This is a genomic window from Pseudomonas sp. Lz4W, from assembly GCF_000346225.2.
In the GTDB taxonomy this organism is placed as follows: Bacteria; Pseudomonadota; Gammaproteobacteria; order Pseudomonadales; family Pseudomonadaceae; genus Aquipseudomonas; species Aquipseudomonas paraversuta.
Genome location: NZ_CP017432.1, coordinates 485,099 through 507,500, shown reverse-complemented (window position 1 = coordinate 507,500; position 22,402 = coordinate 485,099). Strand labels below are relative to the sequence as shown.

At 57.1% G+C, this 22,402-nt stretch carries 24 protein-coding genes and 1 rRNA gene (1 of these 25 only partly in view); 10 read left to right on the top strand and 15 right to left on the bottom strand.

The window, feature by feature from the left end:
- Both B195_RS02390 and tyrS read right to left on the bottom strand, forming a co-directional pair.
- Positions 1 to 543 (bottom strand): 16S ribosomal RNA (locus tag B195_RS02390) (it extends 994 nt beyond the left edge of the window).
- Between the two features lie 474 nt (positions 544 to 1,017).
- Positions 1,018 to 2,223, bottom strand: coding sequence for a tyrosine--tRNA ligase (gene tyrS, locus B195_RS02380; RefSeq protein ID WP_003444446.1), 1,206 nt, complete (start codon positions 2,221 to 2,223; stop codon positions 1,018 to 1,020).
- A gap of 211 nt (positions 2,224 to 2,434) precedes the next feature.
- Here tyrS and B195_RS02375 point away from each other — a divergent pair, with 211 nt between their 5' ends.
- Together B195_RS02375 and B195_RS02370 are read left to right on the top strand one after the other, a co-directional pair.
- The gene (locus B195_RS02375) at positions 2,435 to 3,826 is read left to right on the top strand and encodes a peptidoglycan DD-metalloendopeptidase family protein (RefSeq protein ID WP_003444450.1); all 1,392 of its coding nucleotides are present in this window, start codon (positions 2,435 to 2,437) and stop codon (positions 3,824 to 3,826) included.
- Between the two features lie 3 nt (positions 3,827 to 3,829).
- Complete coding sequence (locus B195_RS02370) at positions 3,830 to 4,921, top strand: anhydro-N-acetylmuramic acid kinase (protein ID WP_003444453.1); 1,092 nt, start codon at positions 3,830 to 3,832, stop codon at positions 4,919 to 4,921.
- A gap of 75 nt (positions 4,922 to 4,996) precedes the next feature.
- Here B195_RS02370 and erpA read toward each other — a convergent pair whose 3' ends face one another.
- Together erpA and argC are read right to left on the bottom strand one after the other, a co-directional pair.
- Positions 4,997 to 5,347, bottom strand: coding sequence for an iron-sulfur cluster insertion protein ErpA (gene erpA, locus B195_RS02365; RefSeq protein WP_003444456.1), 351 nt, complete (start codon positions 5,345 to 5,347; stop codon positions 4,997 to 4,999).
- Positions 5,348 to 5,515: 168 nt separating this feature from the next.
- On the bottom strand, positions 5,516 to 6,550 hold the full coding sequence (gene argC / locus B195_RS02360; protein WP_003444462.1) for an N-acetyl-gamma-glutamyl-phosphate reductase: 1,035 nt from the start codon (positions 6,548 to 6,550) through the stop codon (positions 5,516 to 5,518).
- A gap of 134 nt (positions 6,551 to 6,684) precedes the next feature.
- Between argC and hemJ the strand changes: the two genes are divergently transcribed.
- The 6 genes from hemJ (at position 6,685) to coq7 (ending at position 10,721) form a co-directional block, all read left to right on the top strand.
- Positions 6,685 to 7,113, top strand: coding sequence for a protoporphyrinogen oxidase HemJ (gene hemJ / locus B195_RS02355; protein WP_003444463.1), 429 nt, complete (start codon positions 6,685 to 6,687; stop codon positions 7,111 to 7,113).
- 30 nt (positions 7,114 to 7,143) lie between these two features.
- The gene (locus tag B195_RS02350; protein ID WP_003444464.1) at positions 7,144 to 8,103 is read left to right on the top strand and encodes a nitronate monooxygenase family protein; all 960 of its coding nucleotides are present in this window, start codon (positions 7,144 to 7,146) and stop codon (positions 8,101 to 8,103) included.
- A gap of 64 nt (positions 8,104 to 8,167) precedes the next feature.
- Positions 8,168 to 8,683, top strand: coding sequence for a DUF805 domain-containing protein (locus B195_RS02345; RefSeq protein WP_003444465.1), 516 nt, complete (start codon positions 8,168 to 8,170; stop codon positions 8,681 to 8,683).
- Between the two features lie 76 nt (positions 8,684 to 8,759).
- Entirely contained in the window at positions 8,760 to 9,548 is a 789-nt protein-coding gene (locus B195_RS02340; RefSeq protein WP_003444466.1) for an SDR family oxidoreductase, read from the top strand.
- A gap of 66 nt (positions 9,549 to 9,614) precedes the next feature.
- Positions 9,615 to 9,953 (top strand): histidine triad nucleotide-binding protein, encoded by a 339-nt coding sequence (locus tag B195_RS02335; protein ID WP_003444467.1) that lies wholly within the window; start codon positions 9,615 to 9,617, stop codon positions 9,951 to 9,953.
- 120 nt (positions 9,954 to 10,073) lie between these two features.
- On the top strand, positions 10,074 to 10,721 hold the full coding sequence (coq7, locus tag B195_RS02330; RefSeq protein WP_003444469.1) for a 2-polyprenyl-3-methyl-6-methoxy-1,4-benzoquinone monooxygenase: 648 nt from the start codon (positions 10,074 to 10,076) through the stop codon (positions 10,719 to 10,721).
- Between the two features lie 128 nt (positions 10,722 to 10,849).
- Here the strand turns inward: coq7 and B195_RS02325 are convergent, their stop codons facing one another.
- Positions 10,850 to 11,272: an OsmC family protein gene (locus tag B195_RS02325; protein WP_003444470.1), complete on the bottom strand. Its 423-nt coding sequence runs from the start codon at positions 11,270 to 11,272 to the stop codon at positions 10,850 to 10,852.
- Positions 11,273 to 11,498: 226 nt separating this feature from the next.
- On the opposite strand from B195_RS02325, the gene crp reads away from it, so the two are divergent.
- The gene (gene crp / locus B195_RS02320; protein ID WP_003444471.1) at positions 11,499 to 12,143 is read left to right on the top strand and encodes a cAMP-activated global transcriptional regulator CRP; all 645 of its coding nucleotides are present in this window, start codon (positions 11,499 to 11,501) and stop codon (positions 12,141 to 12,143) included.
- Here the strand turns inward: crp and B195_RS02315 are convergent.
- From B195_RS02315 to rpe, 7 genes are all read right to left on the bottom strand, one after another.
- Complete coding sequence (locus B195_RS02315; protein WP_003444472.1) at positions 12,140 to 12,841, bottom strand: lipoate--protein ligase family protein; 702 nt, start codon at positions 12,839 to 12,841, stop codon at positions 12,140 to 12,142. The genes crp and B195_RS02315 overlap by 4 nt on opposite strands.
- Positions 12,842 to 12,909: 68 nt before the next feature.
- The gene (trpC, locus tag B195_RS02310) at positions 12,910 to 13,746 is read right to left on the bottom strand and encodes an indole-3-glycerol phosphate synthase TrpC (protein ID WP_003444473.1); all 837 of its coding nucleotides are present in this window, start codon (positions 13,744 to 13,746) and stop codon (positions 12,910 to 12,912) included.
- The gene (gene trpD / locus B195_RS02305; protein ID WP_003444474.1) at positions 13,743 to 14,792 is read right to left on the bottom strand and encodes an anthranilate phosphoribosyltransferase; all 1,050 of its coding nucleotides are present in this window, start codon (positions 14,790 to 14,792) and stop codon (positions 13,743 to 13,745) included. Before trpD ends, trpC begins: the two co-directional genes overlap by 4 nt.
- Before the next feature lie 9 nt (positions 14,793 to 14,801).
- On the bottom strand, positions 14,802 to 15,395 hold the full coding sequence (locus B195_RS02300; protein ID WP_003444476.1) for an aminodeoxychorismate/anthranilate synthase component II: 594 nt from the start codon (positions 15,393 to 15,395) through the stop codon (positions 14,802 to 14,804).
- 11 nt (positions 15,396 to 15,406) lie between these two features.
- Complete coding sequence (trpE, locus tag B195_RS02295; RefSeq protein ID WP_003444478.1) at positions 15,407 to 16,894, bottom strand: anthranilate synthase component I; 1,488 nt, start codon at positions 16,892 to 16,894, stop codon at positions 15,407 to 15,409.
- Between the two features lie 70 nt (positions 16,895 to 16,964).
- Positions 16,965 to 17,783 (bottom strand): phosphoglycolate phosphatase, encoded by an 819-nt coding sequence (locus B195_RS02290; protein WP_003444480.1) that lies wholly within the window; start codon positions 17,781 to 17,783, stop codon positions 16,965 to 16,967.
- Positions 17,780 to 18,454: a ribulose-phosphate 3-epimerase gene (gene rpe, locus B195_RS02285; protein ID WP_003444482.1), complete on the bottom strand. Its 675-nt coding sequence runs from the start codon at positions 18,452 to 18,454 to the stop codon at positions 17,780 to 17,782. The genes B195_RS02290 and rpe overlap by 4 nt, the downstream gene beginning before the upstream one ends.
- A gap of 282 nt (positions 18,455 to 18,736) precedes the next feature.
- Between rpe and B195_RS02280 the strand changes: the two genes are divergently transcribed.
- Positions 18,737 to 19,195: a transposase gene (locus B195_RS02280; RefSeq protein ID WP_003444484.1), complete on the top strand. Its 459-nt coding sequence runs from the start codon at positions 18,737 to 18,739 to the stop codon at positions 19,193 to 19,195.
- 3 nt (positions 19,196 to 19,198) lie between these two features.
- Here B195_RS02280 and B195_RS02275 read toward each other — a convergent pair whose 3' ends face one another.
- From B195_RS02275 to B195_RS02265, 3 genes are all read right to left on the bottom strand, one after another.
- Entirely contained in the window at positions 19,199 to 20,023 is an 825-nt protein-coding gene (locus tag B195_RS02275) for an ABC transporter permease (protein WP_003444486.1), read from the bottom strand.
- 10 nt (positions 20,024 to 20,033) lie between these two features.
- Positions 20,034 to 21,281: an ABC transporter permease gene (locus tag B195_RS02270; RefSeq protein ID WP_003444488.1), complete on the bottom strand. Its 1,248-nt coding sequence runs from the start codon at positions 21,279 to 21,281 to the stop codon at positions 20,034 to 20,036.
- Between the two features lie 68 nt (positions 21,282 to 21,349).
- Complete coding sequence (locus B195_RS02265; RefSeq protein ID WP_003444490.1) at positions 21,350 to 22,390, bottom strand: ABC transporter substrate-binding protein; 1,041 nt, start codon at positions 22,388 to 22,390, stop codon at positions 21,350 to 21,352.
- Between the last annotated feature and the right edge of the window lie 12 nt (positions 22,391 to 22,402).

Here is a 22,402-nt window from a genome sequence, read left to right as displayed (position 1 = left end):
GCTTGCACCCTCTGTATTACCGCGGCTGCTGGCACAGAGTTAGCCGGTGCTTATTCTGTCGGTAACGTCAAAGCACTAACGTATTAGGTTAATGCCCTTCCTCCCAACTTAAAGTGCTTTACAATCCGAAGACCTTCTTCACACACGCGGCATGGCTGGATCAGGCTTTCGCCCATTGTCCAATATTCCCCACTGCTGCCTCCCGTAGGAGTCTGGACCGTGTCTCAGTTCCAGTGTGACTGATCATCCTCTCAGACCAGTTACGGATCGTAGCCTTGGTGAGCCATTACCTCACCAACTAGCTAATCCGACCTAGGCTCATCTGATAGCGCAAGGCCCGAAGGTCCCCTGCTTTCTCCCGTAGGACGTATGCGGTATTAGCGTCCGTTTCCGAACGTTATCCCCCACTACCAGGCAGATTCCTAGGTATTACTCACCCGTCCGCCGCTCTCAAGAGGTGCAAGCACCTCTCTACCGCTCGACTTGCATGTGTTAGGCCTGCCGCCAGCGTTCAATCTGAGCCATGATCAAACTCTTCAGTTCAAACATCTTTGGGTTTTTTAGAAACCCTAAACTTGGCTCAGCAATCGGTTGTTACATCTTTGATTTCTCGCGGAGTAACTTGTGATGCTGATAATCTTGTTGACTATCAGTCTGACTCCACAAGCACCCACACGAATTGCTTGATTCAGTTGTTAAAGAGCGGTTGGTTAAGCTTTCGCTCAACCGAGGCGCGCATTCTACAGCAGCCTCTGTTGCTGTCAAGTGGTTATTTTCAGATGCTTTCAAAGTTTCCTTTGTAACATCAACCACTTGCGCTTTCGATCTCTCGTTAGCGGGAGGCGAATTCTACAGCGTTACACGCTGCTGTCAACACCTCATTTCCTGCTTCGATGACTTGAAGCTGACACTGCCGAAGAACCATCCAACTCATTGAAACTCAAGGAGTTTTCCGTTTCGACTGCGCCGGAAGTGGGCGCATTATAGGTTAATAAAATGCGCCGTCCAGCTCTTATTTCAGTTTGATTCAGCTTTCAGGGTAATACGGGCAAACGCCTTCTTCCCCGCCTGACAAACATGGGTCGAGCCCAGTGCATATATATAGGTGCGGTCAACCACCTCACCATCTATACGTACACCACCGGAACCCAGCAAATCCCGCGCAACCGCAGAGTTCTTCACCAGCCCGGCCTTATTAAGGACTGCAGCGATCGGCATATCCTCAGTAGCGGTCAACTCGACCTCAGGCAGATCATCAGGCAACTCGCCATCCTTCATGCGGTTGCCCGCACCGCGATGGGCATTTGCAGCAGCCTCTTCACCATGGAACCGGGCCACAATCTCTTCCGCCAACCTGATTTTGATATCGCGCGGGTTTGCACCAGCTTCAACCTCAGCCCTGAATGCATCGATCTCGTCCATCGAACGAAAGCTCAGCAACTCAAAGTAACGCCACATCAGCGCATCCGGAATAGACACCAGCTTGCTGTACATCACACCCGGAGCTTCCTGGATGCCAACATAGTTGCCCAGAGACTTGGACATCTTCTTAACGCCATCCAGCCCTTCAAGCAGCGGCATGGTAACAATGCACTGGGCTTCCTGACCGTAGCCGCGCTGCAGTTCACGACCCATCAACAAGTTGAACTTCTGGTCGGTACCACCCAGCTCCACGTCTGCCTTCAAGGCAACAGAGTCATATCCCTGCACCAGCGGATAAAGAAACTCGTGGATGGCAATCGGCTGATTCGTGGTGTAGCGCTTATCGAAGTCATCGCGCTCAAGCATGCGAGCCACGGTGTACTGAGAGGTCAAGCGAATGAAATCGGCCGGCCCCATCTGATCCATCCAGGTGGAGTTGAATGCCACCTCGGTTTTTGCAGGATCAAGGATCTTGAACACCTGAGTCTTGTAGGTTTCGGCATTGGCCAGCACTTGCTCACGGGTCAACGGTGGACGCGTTGCACTCTTGCCGCTCGGATCGCCAATCATCCCGGTGAAATCACCAATAAGGAAGATCACCTGATGCCCCAGCTCCTGGAACTGACGCAGCTTATTAATAAGTACGGTGTGACCCAAGTGCAGATCAGGCGCCGTGGGGTCGAATCCGGCCTTAATCCGCAACGGCTGACCGCGCTTGAGTTTCTCGACCAGTTCAGACTCGACCAGTACCTCTTCGGCACCACGCTTGATTAGCGCTAGCTGCTCTTCAACCGACTTCATATCAGACCCGTAAGGCTCAAATTCAAAGGGAACCAACCATACAAGATCAGGGACTAATTACAAGTTCCGGGCGGCATACGGCAACTATCCGCGCGCGAATAGCTCGCGGACTTGCTTCAAGGGCGATTTGGTTATATTTTATACAGTTATTTCATGTTCACCGTGCCAGTCATCTTTTCCAATTCATCCTTTATTCAAAGTCAAATTATCTATGACCAGTCAACCGCCTAAAGCGCCACCGCTTTATCCGAAGACCCACCTGCTCGCAGCAAGTGGTATCGCCGCCCTCTTGAGTCTGGCCCTGCTGGTATTTCCCTCCAGCGAAGTAGAAGCCAAAAGAACGACTCTAAATCTGGAACTGGAAACGCCTGCAGAACAACTGACACAAGATCAAGACGCTGCAGAACTCACTCAGGCCACAAATGAAGCGACTCCATCGCCTTTTGCCCAAATTGAACAACAGGACAACCCTGTAGCAAAAGTTGAGGAAGACAAAGCCCCCAGCCACCGCGAAGTAGTGGTTTCCAAGGGCGATACACTCTCGACCCTGTTGGCTAAAGTAGGCCTTCCTGCCACCTCAGTGCATGAAATCCTGGCCAGCGACAAGCAAGCCAAACAATTCAGCCAGCTGAAACACGGGCAGAAGCTCGAATTTGAAATGGGCCCCGATGGCCAACTGAACAACCTGCACAGCCAGGTTAGCGACCTCGAGACCATCACCCTCAGCAAATCGGCCAAGGGCTATACATTCCGGCGTGTTACTACCCTTCCGGTAGTGCGCTCGGCCTATGTACACGGTGTTATCTCCAGCTCGCTGTCAGCATCTGGCCAGCGTGCCGGCCTGCCCCACAGCATGACCATGGAAATGGCCAAAGTGTTTGGTTACGACATCGACTTCGCACAGGACATTCGCCCGGGCGACCAGTTCGAAGTGATCTACGAGCAGAAAGTGGCCAACGGTAAAACGGTGGGTACGGGCAACATCCTCTCGGCGCGCTTTACCAACCGCGGCAAGACCTACACCGCCGTACGCTATACAAACAAGCAAGGCGTCAGCAATTACTACACGGCTGACGGCAGCAGCATGCGCAAGGCATTCATCCGCACACCGGTGGACTTCGCCCGTATCAGCTCGCGCTTCTCCTCAGGCCGCAAACACCCGATCCTGAACAAGATCCGCGCCCACAAAGGCGTAGATTATGCCGCGCCGCGCGGTACGCCGATTAAAGCAGCCGGTGATGGCAAAGTACTGCTCGCTGGCCGTCGTGGCGGCTACGGCAATACCGTAATCATTCAACACGGCAATACCTACCGCACCCTTTACGGGCACATGCAGGGCTTCGCCAAAGGCATTAAAACCGGCGGATCGGTGAAGCAAGGGCAGGTGATCGGGTTTATCGGCACAACAGGCCTTTCCACGGGTCCTCACCTGCATTACGAGTTCCAGGTCAACGGTGTGCACGTTGATCCCCTGGGCCAGAAGCTACCAATGGCTGATCCGATTGCCAAAGCTGAGCGCACGCGCTTCCTGCAGCAAAGCCAGCCACTAATGGCCCGCATGAACCAGGAAAAGGCCACCCTCCTGGCCTCGAGCAAGCGCTAAGCGATGGCCCTCTATATAGGCGTGATGTCCGGCACCAGTCTCGATGGCATGGACATCGCCCTTATCGAGCTGGGGGCGAGCATCACCCTGCTCGCCACCCACTACATCCCGATGCCCGCCGCCCTGCGCAGCGAATTGCTGGGCCTGTGCGCCAGCGGACCTGACGAGGTGGCACGCTGTGCCATTGCCGAAAACCACTGGGTAGAACTGGCCGCTCAAGGCGTAAACACGCTCCTTGCCCAGCAGCAGCTAACCCCGCAAGACATCCGGGCAATCGGCAGCCATGGCCAGACCATCCGCCACGAACCTGCCCAGGGCTTCACCGTACAGATCGGCAACCCGGCCCTATTGGCCGAGCTGACCAACATCTGCGTAGTCGGCGACTTCCGTCGCCGTGATGTTGCCGCTGGAGGCCAGGGAGCACCGCTGGTCCCGGCCTTCCATGAAGCCCTGTTTACGGGCGAGCATGAACATCGAGCTGTATTGAACGTAGGAGGATTCAGCAACCTGAGTCTGATAACTCCAACGAACCCTGTAGCTGGATTCGACAGTGGGCCAGGCAATGTCCTGCTCGATGCCTGGATACAAGAACAGCGCGGCGAACTGTACGACCGCAACGGCCAGTGGGCCGCCAGTGGCAAGGTTGAACCTGTGCTGCTTAACGCCTTGCTCAGCGACCCGTTCTTCCAGACCAAGGGCCCGAAGAGCACTGGCCGGGAAGTGTTCAACCTTAACTGGTTGAAACATCACCTCTTCGCCCTGCCAACCTTCCCCACTGAAGACGTGCAAGCAACACTGCTCGAACTCACGGCACTGACCATCGTAGAGTCGCTGCAGTTGGCTCAGCACCACACCGACGAACTACTGGTGTGCGGCGGCGGCGCCCACAATGCGGCCTTGATGACACGTCTTGCGCAACTGCTCCCGCAAACCAAGGTCAACAGCACCCTGGTCAAAGGGGTAGACCCTGACTGGGTCGAAGCCATGGCCTTTGCATGGCTGGCGCACTGCTGCCTGGAAAACATCCCCACCAATCGTCCCAGTGTCACCGGGGCCCGCGGCCTGCGGGTATTGGGCGGCATCTACCCGGCCTGACCTGCCCGCACAAACGCCAGACAGCAAAACGCCGCGAAACTACGCGGCGTTGAGTGTGAAACCTGTACTGCGCAATCAGATCGAGAACGATGATCCGCAACCACATGTTGTGGTGGCATTCGGGTTCTTGATCACAAAGCGCGAGCCTTCCAGACCTTCCTGATAATCCACCTCGGCACCCGCCAGGTACTGGAAGCTCATCGGATCGACCACCAGGCTTACGCCTTCGCGCTCAACAATGGTGTCGTCATCGGCCACTTCTTCATCGAAGGTAAAGCCATACTGAAAACCGGAACAACCGCCGCCCGTAACAAAAACGCGCAACTTCAAACGATCATTACCCTCTTCATCGACCAGGCTCTTCACCTTGTGCGCAGCACCTTCGGTGAATTGCAAAGCCATGGGGGTGAAGGATTCGACGCTCATGCTGATTATCTCCCGGCGATGTGCCGCCATAATGCGTGATGACGCGCATTATCCGCTTCTCCTAGAAAAGCGGTCAACTATTTGAGGGCAGCAGCAAGCGATCAGCTACAAGCTGCAAGCATGCCGCGCCCTCACTTACAGCTTGTAGCTTTAAGCTTGCAGCTGTTTTCAGGGCAACATTCCGGCGTGGGACAAGCCCAGGCGCTCATCCAGGCCGAACATGATATTCATGTTCTGTACCGCCTGGCCTGATGCCCCCTTGACCAGATTGTCGATCACCGACAGCACGACAACCAGATCGCCATCCTGTGGCCGATGCACAGCAATACGGCACACGTTGGCACCCCGCACACTGCGGGTTTCCGGGTGGCTGCCGGCTGGCATCACATCAACGAAAGGCTCGTTGGCATAACGCTGTTCAAACAAAGCCTGCAGGTCCACAGAACGATCAACCACGGTGGCATACAGCGTCGAGTGAATACCCCGAATCATCGGCGTCAGATGCGGTACGAAGGTCAGACCGACATCCTTGCCGGCAGCACGACGCAAACCCTGACGGATTTCGGGCAAATGGCGATGACCTTTAACGGCATATGCCTTCATGCTTTCGGACGTTTCAGCGTACAGCGAACCTACGCTCGCACCGCGACCGGCGCCGCTCACGCCTGACTTGCAATCGGCGATCAACCTCGAAGTATCCGCCAGCCCCGCTTCCAGCAATGGAAGGAAACCCAATTGGGTTGCAGTCGGATAGCAACCCGGCACCGCGATCAGGCGCGCCTGTTTGATTTGCTCGCGATTCACTTCCGGCAGGCCGTATACCGCCTCTTCGAGCAACGCCGGCGCGCCATGGGGCTGACCGTACCACTTGGCCCACTCATCCGCGTCCTGCAGGCGGAAATCTGCCGACAGATCGATCACCTTGGTACCCGCCTCCAGCAACTCGCCGGCCAGGGCGTGGGCTACGCCGTGGGGTGTGGCGAAAAACACCACATCGCACGCAGCCAGGGCTTGCGTATCAGGCACGCTGAACGCCAGACCGTCGTAATGACCGCGCAGGTTGGGATACATATCGGCAACAGGCAGGCCCGCCTCGGATCGAGAAGTGATGACAACCACTTCAGCCTGCGGATGCTGTGCCAGCAATCGCAGCAATTCGACCCCGGTGTAACCCGTGCCGCCGACAATACCGACCTTGACCATAACCTGCCCCTCAACGAACCCACTGGAAAGCCCACGATAATAGGGACAGCGCGCCCCTGCGACAACCGTCAAGGTGACTCCCGGACGCTCTACTACTACTATTTGATCTACCGTGAACCTGGGAATAACTAAAAATGCTTTATCTATGGCTCAAAGCCTTCCACATCATCAGTATCGTCTGCTGGTTTGCAGGCCTCTTCTACTTGCCCCGCCTCTTTGTTTACCACGCACAAAGCGAGGACGCCGTGAGCAAGGAGCGATTCAGCCTCATGGAGCGCAAGCTGTATCGCGGCATCATGGGACCGGCAATGATTGCCACCCTGATTTTCGGTGGCTGGCTGATCAGCCTTAACCCGAGCGGTTACTTCAGTCAGGGCTGGATGCACGTCAAGCTGACACTGGTGATTCTGCTCATCGGCTACCACCACATGTGTGGCGCCCAGGTAAAACGCTTCGCCCGCGGCGAAAACAAGCGCTCTCACGTGTTCTACCGCTGGTTCAACGAAGTACCGGTAGTGTTCTTGCTGGCCATCGTCATTCTGGCAGTGGTCAAACCCTTTTAAACCCGCCCCGCCATTTACCGAGGTTATCCAATGTCACTGCCCGCTTTGCTCGAAAAATGCTTGCGCCTGCCGGTGGTGGCAGCCCCCATGTTTCTGATCTCCAACCCTCAACTCGTCCTGGCCTGCTGCCGCAATGGCGTTGTGGGCAGTTTTCCTGCGCTCAACCAACGCGATAGCAATGGATTCAAAGCATGGCTTGAGGAAATAGAAGCGGGCCTGGCCTTACTGGATAATCCCGCGCCCTACGCCGTGAACCTGATCGTGCATAACAGCAACCCACGGCTACAGGCTGACCTGGCGATCTGTATTGAGCACAAAGTCCCGATCATCATCACCAGCCTGGGCGCGGCAAAGGAAGTCGTGGATGCCGTCCACAGTTATGGCGGCCTGGTGTTCCATGACGTCACCACTCGACGCCATGCAGAAAAAGCCGCAGAAGCCGGGGTCGATGGCCTGATTGCAGTCGCCGCAGGTGCCGGTGGCCATGCGGGAACCTGGAGCCCTTTTGCGCTGCTGGCTGAAATTCGCCAGTTCTTTGATAAAACAGTGTTGCTCGCCGGCTGCATGAACCACGGCCATGAGATTCTCGCCGCGCAAATCCTCGGTGCCGACCTTGCCTACCTCGGAACCCGCTTTATCGGCACCCGGGAAAGCCATGCGCCTGATGCGTACAAAGACATGCTGCTGGCATCCCGGGCAGCCGACATCATCCACACCCCGGCCGTCTCGGGTGTGCCCGCCAACTTCATGCGCAAAAGCCTCGAAAGCGCGGGCTTCGACCTCGACGCACTTCAAGGCAAAGGCGAGACCAAACTCAAGCCCCTGACTGAAGAAGCCAAGGCCTGGAAAACGGTATGGTCCGCCGGCCAGGGGGCAGGAGGCATTAACGATCTGCCGACAACTGAGCACTTGATCGCACGTCTGGAAGAGGAATATCGCAAGGCCCACAGCCTCACCCGCGAACTGGCCCGACACTGGCCCCATCACTGATACTCCCCCGGCCCGCCCACTACAGCGGGCTCTTTGCTAATGACCGCCTGACAAGGAAGCAGACATGACAGAACTCAGCCTGGAAAAAACGCCCGAGGAACACTACGCGTATCCAGATCCCCTGGGGTTCAGCGGACGGATCGGACGTATGCGCCTGCTGGCCTGGAGCCTGATTCTGGGTCTCATCGCCAGCGTTGTCGCCCTACTGGTCCTGCTTGCGATCAAGGTATCCCCCACTCTGGCCATCACCTTTGGCGCGACCCTGACGATCGTCTTCGTCGTGGTCAATCTCAGAATCAATGCGCAACGCCTGCATGACCTCAACTGGTCCGCATGGATGCTGTTGTTGCATCTGGTACCGGTGGCCAATCTGGTGTTAACCCTTGCGCTGCTGTTGATGCCCGGCACCCCGGGGCCCAACAAGTACGGTTTGCCACCTCCACCCAACAGCACGGCGGTCAAAGTCCTGGCCTGGATTAACATTGTGTTGATGGTTTTGGGTCTTTTCATCCTGATCATCGGCCTGGCTCTTGGCCTGCAGGACTCGTTGATCAACGCAGCCAACAGCAACAGTCTGTAGACTGCGCGTCTAAATGAACGCGTTAACGCCAGGGACATCATTGTCACCGGACTGCACCGTTGCGATGGAGAACAGCATGACCCGTTACGCTTTAATCACTGGCGCCTCCAGCGGCATTGGCCTGGCTCTGGCCGAAGCCCTCGCCCGCCGCGGTCGCAGCCTGATTCTTGTGGCCCGCCAGCGGGACGCGCTAGAAAGCATTGCGCTGGAGTTGACCCAGCGTTTCGGCGTAGATGTACTGTTCAGGGCCTGTGATCTTGGCGAGCCATTGCGTCTTTCCGGTTTTTTACTTGAGCTCGAAGAAGGCGACCGGCAGATCGACCTGCTGGTCAATTGCGCGGGTATTGGCACTTGCGGCCCCTTCCTGGCGCATGACTGGAGCGCCGAACAAGATCTGATCGAGCTCAACGTGCTGGCTCTCACGCGGTTATGCCATGCCATCGGCAACATGATGGCGGTCCAGGGCGGCGGGCAAATCCTCAATGTGTCCTCGATTGCCGCCTTCCAGCCCGGGCCCTGGCTGAGCACTTATTTCGCCAGTAAAGCGTATGTGCTGCATTTTTCCGAAGGCTTGCGCGAAGAGGTAAAGAAAACCGGGATCAAGGTCTCGGTACTTTGCCCCGGTGTCACGCGAACCCGTTTCTTCGACGCGGCCAGAATGAACGCCGACAAGGTCAAGCAAAGCGAAGGCGCCATGACTCCCGAAGAAGTTGCGCTCTATACCGTACGCGCGCTGGAGAAAAACAAGGCGATCATAATTCCGGGCCGGCGCAATCGCTGGATAACCCGTATGCCACGCTTCTTCTCGCGCTGGATGACGAGAAAAATAGCCGCCCGGGTCAACAAATCCTATTGCCCGCGTTAACCGGACTGGGCGTAATCCGCTGCCCTGAGTACACTCGGACCGGACTTCACTCACGGAGACACAGCTTTGGATACTCTGTTCACCAAAATCATCAACCGTGAAATACCCGCCAAGATCATCTACGAAGATGATCAGGTGCTGGCATTTCACGATATCGCCCCACAGGCGCCGATCCATTTTCTGGTCATTCCCAAAAAACCGATCCGCACCCTCAACGACCTGCAGGAAGAAGACAAACTACTGGCAGGGCACATCCTGTTTACCGCACAACGCCTTGCCAAAGAGCTGGGCTGCGAAGACGGTTTCCGCGTGGTAATGAACTGCAATGAAAAGGGTGGCCAAACGGTCTACCACATTCATATGCACGTTCTGGGTCAGCGCCAGATGAACTGGCCGCCGGGCTGATTGCAAAACCGTACACCATCGTGGGCGCTGCCCGGCTCCCACGTTCAGCGGTGATCCAGCGCAAACCCTGTACGCCCGATTGGGGTAAACTGACCGCCGTGATTTTTTCCGGAGGTAAGCATGACTACCCAACGTCACTACTCGCCGATTGACCGTCTTCTGTTACAGGCCGACACAGCGCTGCGTACCTTGCTGCCGTTCAGCGGCCAGCCCCATCGCCCGTCGCCGGCCATCGTCAAACCTGAAAACCCGCTGGACGAACAGGCAAGTCGCCATGTGGCCGGGTTAATGCGCATCAACCATACCGGTGAAGTCTGTGCCCAGGCCTTGTATCAAGGCCAGGCCCTGACCGCCAAACTGCCCCAAGTGCGCGAAGCCATGGAGCAGGCAGCAGAAGAGGAAATTGACCACCTGGCCTGGTGCGAACAGCGCATCCGCCAGCTGGGCAGCCATCCAAGTCTGTTGAACCCGCTGTTTTACGGCATGTCCTTCGGGATCGGGGCTGCGGCAGGATTAATCAGCGACAAAGTCAGCCTCGGGTTTGTTGCCGCTACCGAAGATCAAGTGTGCAAACATCTCAACGAGCATCTTGAGCAACTGCCCGCGCAAGATGAGAAATCACGGGCGATCCTTGAACAGATGCGCATCGATGAAGAGCAACATGCAGAGTCCGCACTCAATGCCGGCGGGTTCCGCTTTCCTGCTCCAGTGAAGTTCGGCATGAGCCTGATGGCCAAAGTCATGACCAAAAGCACCTACCGCATCTGACTGCCGGCACGACTTGAATACGCCAGGAGCTGGCGATTCGCTCATGGGCATATAAAAAAGGCGGCTACCTACCGGTAGCCGCCTTTTTTATTGTTCGAAACCTGCGCCAGCTTGCATGCAATGGCGACTCAGCCCAACTCGATGATTTCATAATCATGGCTGATGGCTACACCGGCGGCGCCAAGCATGATCGACGCGGAGCAATACTTTTCGGCAGACAGTTCGATGGCACGCTTGACCTGAGCTTCTTTCAAGCCGCGACCTTTCACCACAAAGTGCAGGTGAATTTTAGTGAACACCTTAGGGTCTTCAGTGGCGCGCTCGGCTTCCAGGAATGCCTCGCAACTCTCAACTGCCTGACGCGACTTCTTGAGGATGCTTACAACATCGAAGTTGCTGCAACCACCGAGCCCCAGCAGAAGCATTTCCATCGGTCGAACGCCCAGGTTACGACCACCGCTCTCGGGTGGGCCGTCCATCACAACGACGTGGCCGCTGCCCGATTCGCCCAGAAACATGGCTTCGCCAGCCCATTGAATGCGTGCCTTCATCGCCCAGACTCCACTGATTTAAAAGGGGCGCCAGCTTAGCACAGCGCCCGAAACCGAGCGCTCACCACACCGAAGCCTTTATTCATTGCGACATGGAGCATCAGGAAAATTCTGACAACCGTTAAGAATCTGTCTGTTAAGCTGGCGCCAAATCACTGGCGCCAACCAGCCAGAGCGATATAAAAAATAGACACAACCCTTACTGTGCATGCTTCGGGATACAACAATGGTTGCTTTTACTCCCATACCAAAAATCAAAAATCTCGACAAATTTTTGACTCAGTGCCAACGCAGACGCTATCAGACCAAGAACAACATCATCTGCGCCGGTGAAAACTCACACACACTGTTTTTTATAATCAGAGGCTCGGTCACGATTGTGATCGAGGACGATGATGGTCGAGAAATGATCATTGCTTATCTCAACCCCGGCGATTTCATTGGCGAACTGGGTCTGTTTGAACAGCCAGGACAGGAGCAGGCTCGCAGTGCATGGGTTCGCGCCAAGACTGAGTGCGAGATTGCAGAAATTAGTTACACGAAATTCAGAGAGTATGCGCTGCAAGAACCGGAAATTCTTTATGCGATCAGCGGCCAAATCGCACAACGCTTACGCAATACCACACGAAAAGTCGGCGACCTGGCATTTTTCGACGTGACCGGGCGAGTGGCCCGCTGCCTGCTGGAACTGTGCAAACAACCCGATGCAATGACCCACCCCGACGGCATGCAAATCAAGATTACCCGTCAGGAGATCGGCAGAATTGTCGGCTGTTCCCGCGAGATGGTCGGCCGTGTGCTCAAGGATCTTGAAGAACAGAACCTGGTGAGCGTCAAAGGGAAAACCATGGTGGTGTTCGGCACACGCTAAGGCTTCAGCAAGGGCACCAGAATTTGTTGGTAACTGGTGCTCAAACGCTCGAAGAAATCGGGCGCAGGAAACACTTCATGCAGTGCGATATGACTCTCGGCACGGCAGTGCTGCTCCAGCCCGCATAACTGATTGAAGCGGTTGACTGCAGCCACCATCGAGTCGCGCTCGTTTTCAACCAGTAATGCTCCGTGAACCAGGCCCACAGGCCGCTGCCCGCCCTGGCTCTGCCGCCAACGCTGCGCAGTTCCCACCAGCTTTCGCGCATTCAGGTTGACGTTGAAGCGACCATCGCAAAACGCGCCTTCGACTTCCCCCAAAGACGCCACGCCCCCCAGCTCTGTCAGTAAATCGCAGATCGGCTCACACAACCGTCGATAGGCCGTTTCGATACGTCCCTGATCACCTTCAGTACGCGCCGGTGCGTAGACCAGAGCGATATTGATCGTCGCTGCTGACTGAGGGACAGGCTCACCACCGGTTTCGCGCAACAGAATGGGCCAGCCGCTGGCCGCCAGTTCTGCACTGGCCTGCTCGAAACCCGGTAACCGGCTCAAGCGCCGCGGCATCACCAGCGCACGGTCCGTGGGTTGCCAGAACAAGACACCCGCCTCCAGCTCTGCGGCGCATACCGAAGCCAGTAAATCCTGCTCGGCCTTGAGGCCGGCTTCTACACTGAGTTGCTGGATGAGTGTCATAGGTGTCCTTGTCCAGCACCGACCAAATCGTCTTGCGATGCAGGCAACCGATGCCTGCAGAGCGCCGGTTAATCCAGGGTAGAGCCCGTTACCTGCACAACCCGCTCCGGGAAGAACAGACGCTGCAGTTCATTACCCGGGTTTTCTGCACGCATAAAGGCTTCGCCCACCAGGAACGAATACACGTCGCTGATTTCCATCAGCTCCACGTCTGCCCGGTTGAGAATCCCGCTCTCGGTAATCACCAGTCGATCCCGCGGGATACGCGGCAACAGATCCAGGGTGGTTTCCAGGCTGACGTCAAAAGTGTGCAGATTACGGTTATTGATCCCCAGCAATGGCGTGTCCAGGGTCTTGAGTGCACGCTCAAGCTCATCGCCATCATGCACTTCGACCAGAACATCCAGCCCAACGCTTTTGGCAACGGCAGCCAGCTCGGCCATTTTCACGTCATCCAGCGCAGAGACGATCAACAACACGCAGTCTGCGCCCAAGGCCCGGGCTTCGACGATCTGGTACGGATCGATCATGAAGTCTTTGCGGATCACTGGCAGCTTGCAGGCAGCGCGAGCCTGCTGCAGGTACAGATCGGCGCCCTGGAAAAAATCAATATCGGTGAGTACCGACAGACAGGTAGCGCCACCTTTTTCATAACTCTGGGCAATTTCGGCAGGCACAAAGTGCTCGCGAATTACGCCCTTGCTTGGCGAAGCCTTTTTGATCTCGGCGATGACCGCTGGCTGTTTCAACTTGGCCTGCGCCAGCATGGCCCTGGCGAAGCCGCGCACCGGATCAGCCTGAGCTGCCATACGTTCAAGTTCGGCCAGGCTCACACGAGCGCTGCGCTCGGCCACTTCCTGAACTTTACGCGCCAGAATATTTTCCAGAACGGTAGGCACACTCATGCTTGGTTCTCCTGTTTGAAGATGGCGGTAAAGGCACCCAGCTCTTCGAGTTTTTCCCGAGCCAGACCTGTATGCAGCGCATCGTGAGCCAAAGCCACACCCTCTTTGAGAGTGTAGGCAAGATCAGCGGCATACAACGCGGCCCCGGCATTGAGCACGATCATCTCGGCGGCCTTCTGGCCTGCTTCTGTCTTGCGTCGGCCCAGGGCATCGCGGATCAGCTCCAGCGATTGTTCCGGACTATCGACCACCAGACCGAACAGGCTCTGGCTCTTGATACCCAAATCTTCAGGCTGCACCCAATATTCAGTAATCTCGCCTTTGTTCAGTTCCGCAACAAAGGTCGGGGCCGCCAGGCTGAACTCGTCCAGACCATCTTGCGAATGCACCACCAGCACATGCTTGCTACCCAGACGCTGCAGCACTTCAGCCAGCGGTCGGCACAGCGCCTGATTGAATACACCTACGACCTGATGCACTACGCCGGCCGGATTCGTAAGCGGGCCAAGCATATTGAACAAAGTCCGCAGGCCCAGATCGCGACGCGGAATGGCCGCGTGCTTCATGGCACCGTGGTGGGACTGGGCAAACATGAAACCGATGCCCACGCTGTCGATACAACGGGCGACTTGCACGGGCGTCAGGTTCAAGTACACACCGGCGGCCTCCAGCAAATCAGCGCTGCCGCTTTTACCCGACACGGCGCGGTTACCGTGCTTGGCTACAGTGCAGCCTGCGGCCGCAATAACCAGAGCGGAAGCCGTGGACACGTTGAAAATATTCGCACCATCGCCGCCGGTGCCAACAATGTCGACCACACCGTCCAGGGTCTTGAGTTCAACCTTGTCCGCCAGCTCGCGCATCACCGTCACAGCACCGACAATCTCGTCGATGCTTTCGCTTTTCATGCGCATGCCCATCATGAACGCGCCAATCTGCGCCTCGGTGCACTGACCGGTCATGATGTCGCGCATCACATCGCGCATTTCTTCGGTGGTCAGGTCCAGATGACCGACGATACGGTTCAGGGCAGTCTTGATATCCATATAAAGTCCTTAGCGCGTGCCGCCGGTTTGTTTAAGAAAGTTGGCAAACAGTTCATGACCCTGTTCGGTCAGGATCGACTCGGGGTGGAATTGCACCCCTTCGATGTTCAGCGTTTTGTGGCGCAAGCCCATGATCTCGTCCACCGAGCCATCGGCGTGTTGCGTCCAGGCCGTCAGCTCCAGGCACTCAGGCAAGGTTTCACGCTTGACCACCAGCGAGTGGTAACGGGTCACGGTCAGCGGGTTGTTCAATCCCTGGAACACCCCGGTATCCAGGTGATACACCGGACTGGTTTTACCGTGCATCACTTGCCGGGCGCGAACCACATCACCACCGAAGGCCTGCCCGATGGACTGATGGCCCAGGCATACCCCCAAAATCGGCAGCTTGCCGGCAAAATACTTGATGGCTTCAAGCGAGATACCCGCCTCGTTCGGCGTGCACGGGCCGGGCGAGACCACAATGCGCTCAGGTTTCAGCGCTTCGATCTGGGCAATGCTCAGCTCATCGTTGCGCACCACCTTGACCTCTGCACTCAGCTCGCCGAGGTACTGCACAACGTTGTAGGTAAAAGAGTCGTAATTATCGATCATCAGCAACATGGCAAAGCTCCTCAGGCGTCGGATGCGGGGGTTTGTTCAGCGAGCGCTACGGCACGAAACATCGCGCGGCGTTTGTTCAGCGTCTCTTCCCACTCCAGGGCCGGTACCGAGTCGGCGACAATGCCGCCGCCGGCTTGCACATGCAATTCACCGTTCTTGATCACCGCAGTACGAATCGCGATGGCCGTGTCCATATTGCCGTTCCAGGCGAAATAACCGACTGCGCCGCCATATACACCGCGCTTGACCGGCTCCAGCTCGTCGATGATTTCCATCGCGCGGATTTTCGGCGCACCTGACAAGGTTCCCGCCGGCAGAATCGCCCGCAGCGCATCCATCGCCGTCAGCCCGCTTTTGAGCTGGCCGGTGACGTTGGACACAATGTGCATCACGTTGGAGTAACGCTCGATCACCATTTTCTCGGTGAGCCTGACCGAGCCGATTTCCGAAACACGCCCTGTGTCATTGCGCCCAAGGTCGATCAGCATCAAGTGCTCGGCGATTTCCTTGTCGTCGCTGAGCAGGTCTTGCTCCAGCGCCAGGTCAGCCTCTTCGGTTGCGCCACGGGGACGGGTACCGGCAATCGGGCGCACGGTAATCAGGTTGTCTTCGACCCGCACCAGCACTTCCGGCGAACTGCCCACCACGTGGAAGTCGCCGAAGTTGAAGAAGTACATGTAAGGCGTCGGGTTGAAGCAACGCAGCGCGCGGTACAGATCGATCGGCGCAGCCTTGAAGTCGATGGACATCCGCTGCGACGGCACTACTTGCATGCAGTCGCCCGCCAGGATGTAGTCCTTGATGGTGTCGACGGCTTTTTCGTAATCAGACTGGGTGAAGCTGGAACGGAACACCGGATCGGCTGCTTGCTGCCTGGTGAAATCCAGGCCTTGACGCGGCGTAATCGGCTGGCGCAACTGTTCAAGCAACGCCTCAAGGCGGGCCTGGCCTGCATCGTAGGCATCAGGCTGCGCAGGGTCGACCAGTACGATGGCGTGCATCTTGCCGGCCAGGTTGTCGAACACCACCACCGCGTCGGACACCATCAGCAAAATATCGGGCACCCCCAGCGGGTCCGGGTTCGGGCACTTGCCCAGACGCTTCTCCACGTAGCGCACGCAGTCATAACCGAAATAGCCCACCAGCCCGCCGTTGAAGCGTGGCAGCCCGGCGATGGTCGGTACGTTGTAGCGGGCCTTGAACTCTTCAACGAAGGTCAGTGGATCATCCGCTTCAAGGGACTCGATTTCGACGCCGTCATGGGTCACCCGGATCTGCTGCTCATGCACGCGAAGTACAGTGCGACATGGCAAGCCAATGATCGAATAACGCCCCCACTTCTCGCCGCCCTGCACCGACTCCAGCAAATAGGAGTTGGGCTGGTCAGCCAGTTTCAGGTAGATCGACAAGGGTGTGTCGAAGTCAGCAAGGGTTTCACGTGCAAGGGGGATACGGTTGTAGCCGGCAGCGGCCAAACGCAGGAATTCTTCGCGGATCATGAGGTGCCTCGTGGTCTGAGGGTCAAACAGTCAGGTATGCAAACGTGCCGGATCTCCGGCCAGATTCAAGTCAGGCGCGCCAACGCCAACGGGCCAGGGCCTTGATAACTTTCATCCAGAGTTTGCGAGTGACCACCACGATGGAATCTCTTCGAGAGGGGTGAACAGAATTGCCCAACGTTATCTCAGGCGCAGAATCTAAGCAACCGGCTATAAGCTCATGAAGGTTACCGATCACCATATCGGGTGACTCTTCTTCAATCGGCCGGCCGTGATTGTAACCGTAACTCAGGGCTACACACTTCACGCCTGCGGCTTTGGCTGCCAGCACGTCATTGCGCGAATCACCGACAAACAATGCCTGCTCAGGTGCCACACCGGCCATTTTCATCACAAACAACAGCGCGGCGGGATCAGGTTTCTTTTGTGGCAGGGTGTCTCCGCCAATGATCCAGCGGAAAAACCGGCCCAGCTTCAACTCATCCAGCAACGGCGCCACAAAGCGCTCGGGCTTGTTAGTGATCAACGCCATTTCGACGCCCTGCTTCTGCAGCCATTTGAGGCTTTCGCGTACACCAGGGTAAACCCTGGTCAGATCATGGCCACCATCGTAGGCGTCCATGAAAATTTCCAGCGCCTGTTCGGCTTCAGGATCATCGACCCCCGAAGCCTCCAGGCTGCCGGCAAGAGCACGGCGCACCAGCATGGGCGCACCGTTGCCAATCCACATCCGCACGTTCTCTATACCTGCGGGCGGGCGACCCAGCTTGAGCAGCATGGTCTCCACGGCGACTGCCAGATCCGGCACCGAATCGATCAGGGTTCCGTCCAGATCGAACATCACCAGTTTTGGCAGCTGCCCCTGAAGCAGCTGCTCAAAGCCACTCATGGACGGGCCAACGCAAGCTCGGCGCGCATTTTTTGAATGACTTCTTTGTAGTCAGGTGTATTGAAAATCGCCGAACCCGCGACGAATGTGTCGGCACCGGCCTCAGCGATCTCACGGATGTTGCCGACGTTGACGCCGCCGTCGATTTCCAGGCGGATGTCACGTCCGCTGGCGTCAATCAGGGCACGGGCTTCGCGCAATTTGTCGAGGGTGCCGGGGATGAATTTCTGCCCCCCGAAGCCAGGGTTGACGCTCATCAGCAAGACCATGTCGACCTTGTCCATCACGTACTTGAGCACGTCCAGTGGCGTTGCCGGGTTAAACACCAGGCCCGCCTTGCAGCCGCCTTCACGGATCAGTTGCAGGGAACGGTCAACGTGTTGCGTGGCTTCCGGGTGGAACGTGATGTAAGTCGCGCCGGCTTCAATAAAGTCGCCGATGATCCGGTCTACCGGGCTGACCATCAAATGAGCATCGATGGGAGCGGTGATGCCGTACTTGCGCAAGGCAGCACAAACCATCGGGCCGATGGTCAGGTTGGGCACGTAATGATTGTCCATGACATCGAAGTGCACGATATCAGCGCCAGCGGCGAGCACATTGTCGACCTCTTCGCCAAGACGGGCGAAATCGGCGGAAAGAATCGATGGGGCAATAGCGAAGGGCTGCATAACGCACCTTTAGTGAGCAAAACACGGTGGCGCGCATTGTATACCGCCGACCCGAGCCCCGAACACCGGGCGGTGATGATTGACTGCGTGACGACGCATCTCATACGGCCGCTTCGCACCCGATCGCAGCCTTCGGCAGCAACTACAGAGCCGTAACCGATCATGAACCTGCTGTGAAAAGGGCCGAAGAACCTTCCAGAAATATCTTGTGAACCAAGAACCAGCCGTCTGTTGTGTTGCAGTCTTAAGTTACACAACACCCACCATCATGAGGGCAAAGGAATGCCACACTCATTTAGCAGTCATCAACTATTGAAAGGTCGCTACTCAGAACATGGCCGGATCTATCTGCTCACAACAGTCACCGACAATCGGCGCCCGGTATTCGAAAACTTTCAGTCAGGGCGCCTGCTGGTCAATCAACTCAGGGACGCCCACGACGAAGGCATCGTCAACTCTATTGCCTGGGTGGTCATGCCAGATCATTGTCACTGGTTAATCGAATTACGCAGCAAAACACTGGGCGAACTGATGTGCCGGATCAAGTCACGCAGTTGCGTGGCAATCAATCAGGCCGCTCAATCCAGCGGTCGTCTATGGCAAAAGGGATATCACGACAGAGCATTGCGCCAGGAGGAAGATCTCAAGGCTGCCGCCCGTCATATCGTCAAAAACCCGATCCGCGCAGGTCTCGCCACGCGGATCGGGGATTACCCCCTGTGGGATGCCTGCTGGATCTAAGGGCTAGGCCTGGGCCGTGCGCAGTTTCTCGCTGCGCCCGCGCAACCACTCGAGCGTCAGCAGCAACACCACCGAGAACGCGATCAGCAAGGTAGCTGCCGCAGCAATGGTCGGACTGAGGTTTTCACGGATGCCGCTGAACATCTGCCGCGGCAACGTTGCCTGCTCCGGGCCCGCCAGGAACAGGGTGACCACTACCTCATCGAACGAGGTTGCAAAAGCGAACAGCGCGCCCGAAATGACTCCCGGCGCAATCAGCGGCAGGGTCACCCGGCGAAAGGCGGTCAGAGGCGAAGCCCCCAGACTGGCTGCAGCGCGCACCAGATTCTGATTGAACCCCTGCAAAGTGGCCGAGACCGTGATGATCACGAATGGAACTCCCAACACCGCATGCACCACGATCAGGGACAGGAAGCTGTTGCCAAACCCCAGCGGTGCAAAGAACAGGTAGCTGGCCACACCGATAATCACCACCGGCACCACCATGGGCGATATCACCAGCGCCATGACCAGCGCCTTGCCGGGGAAGTCGCTGCGGGTCAGGCCAATGGCCGCCAGCGTGCCAAAGACCATTGCCAGCACCGTGGCCGCCGGCGCCACGATGATGCTGTTGCGCAAGGCCCGCATCCATTCTGACGAAGCGAAAAAGTCCTGATACCAGTGCAGCGAGAACCCCTGCAACGGATACACCAGAAAGCTGCCCGAGTTGAACGACAACGGAATGATCACCAGCACCGGCAAGATCAGAAACAACAGAATCAGCCCGCAAAGAATGCGCAAACTGTAATACCAGACCCGCTCGACAGGTGACATATAAGGGCTAAGCATGGCGGTCTCCTTAACTCAAACGCAGGCGACTAGCGCCCACCAGCCAGTTGTAAATCAGATACAGCACCACGGTCGCCAGCAACAACAAACCGCCCAGGGCCGTCGCCATGCCCCAGTTGATACTGGTGTTGGTGTAGAACGCCACGAAGTAGCTGACCATTTGATCATTCGGGCTGCCGAGCAACGCCGGGGTGATGTAGTAACCGATGGCGATGATGAAGACCAGCAAGCAGCCCGCCCCGACTCCGGCATAGGTTTGCGGGAAATACACCCGCCAGAAGCTCGCAAATGGATGACAGCCCAATGAGATCGCCGCCCGCATATAGGTCGGTGAAATACCTTTCATCACGCTGTAAATCGGCAAGATCATGAACGGCAGCAGAATGTGCACCATCGAGATGTACACCCCGGTACGGTTGAACACCAGCTCCAGCGGCTGATCGATCACCCCCAGGCTCATCAGCGCACTGTTGATCAGCCCCCCTGACTGCAGCAGCACAATCCAGGCCGCGACCCGCACCAGTACCGAGGTCCAGAATGGCAACAGCACCAGGATCATCAGCAGGTTGCTTTGCCGAGCGGGAAGATTGGCCAGCAAATACGCCAGCGGATAGGCCAGCACCAGGCAGATACAGGTTATCACCAGGCCCATCCAGAAGGTACGGGCGAAAATATCCAGATAGATCGATTGGTCCGGTGTGGCGGGAGCAATTTCGCCCAGGTCATCGATCCGATGATCGACAGCCGCCAGCAGATAAAACGGGGTCACGCTTGAAGTGTTGCGCTTGATCGCCTGCCAGTACGCCGGGTCGCCCCAACGCTCGTCGAGGGCTTCCATCGCGTCTTTATATGACTCGGGTACCGCCTTGAACGGCAGCGCCTTGGCGGTTTTCATCAGCAAACTGCGATAACCGGCCAGCTCCATGTTCAGGCGCTTGGACAAGTCGCCCAGAACCTGATTCTTGCGGGCCTCGGCCAGGTCTTCGCTAAGGGACTGGTAGACCGGTTCCGCGGGCAGGCCTTTGCCATCCCAACTGGCCACTGCCACTACCGTGCGCGGCAATCCCCCAACTACTTCCGGGTTGCCGACACTTTTGTAGAGCAGGGCCGCGATTGGTACCAGGAACACCAGCAGCAAAAAAATAACCAACGGTGCAATCAGCGCCTGCGCTTTCCAGCGGTTAATCCGCTCGGCATGCGCCAGGCGCTTCTTCAACGTGGGGCTGGAGACCTCGTTCAGGGGAACGGCGATGGCCATGGCGAACTCCGAAAATCTTTAAACGATGGCGGCGCGCCCTGATCAGCTGCGCCGCATGTCAGCACTGCTTACTTGGCAGCCCAAGCGTTGAAGCGCTGCTCCAGCTGCTCGCCGTTGTCAGCCCAGAAGGTGACGTCGATCTGCACCTGATTGGCGATGTTTTGTGCAGCGGTCGGCATGTCTGCCTGCACGGCTTCAGGCAACAGTGGCATGGCCTCCTTGTTGGCCGGGCCGTAGGCGATGTTTTGCGAGTACAGGCTCTGCTGTTGCGGCTGCAGGGTGAAAGCGATGAACTTCTTCGCCACTTCGGCCTTGTCTTTGCTCAGGCCTTTGGGAATGGCCCATGCATCAAAGTCATAAATCCCGCCGTTCCACACAATCTTCAGATTGCTTTCTTTCTGCACGGCTGCGATGCGGCCGTTGTATGCCGAACTCATCACCACATCACCGGAAGCCAGGTACTGCGGCGGTTGTGCGCCCGCTTCCCACCACTGGATGCTCGGTTTGAGTTCATCCAGCTTTTTGAAGGCGCGGTTCTGCCCTTCCTTGCTCGCCAGCACCTTGTACACATCCTTGGGCGCTACACCGTCGGCCATCAAGGCAAATTCCAGGGTGTACTTGGCGCCCTTGCGCAGGCCGCGTTTGCCGGGGAAGGTTTTGGTGTCCCAGAAGTCTGCCCAGCTGGTGGGCGCAGTTTTCAACTTGTCGGCGTTGTAGGCCAGCACGGTGGACCAGACGAAGAAGCCGGCACCGCAGGTCTGAATCGCCCCTTTGACGTACTGCTCAGGATTACCGAACAGGGCCGGGTCCAGCGCTTCGAACATGTCTTCATCGCAACCGCGGGACAGCTCCGGCGATTCGACTTCTACCAGGTCCCAGGAAATGCTTTTGGTGTCGACCATGGCCTTGATCTTGGCCATTTCGCCGTTGTATTCACCGGCGATGATTTTGCCCTCGCCTTTGGCTTCCCAGGGTGCATAAAAGGCTTTGACCTGAGCCGCCTTGTTCGCACCGCCAAACGACACCACGGTCAGATCGGTTGCGGCCAGGGCATTGGCTGCGAACATCAGACCCAGACTCAAGGCCGTGAACTTCAGGGATGTATGCATTTTTTGTTCTCC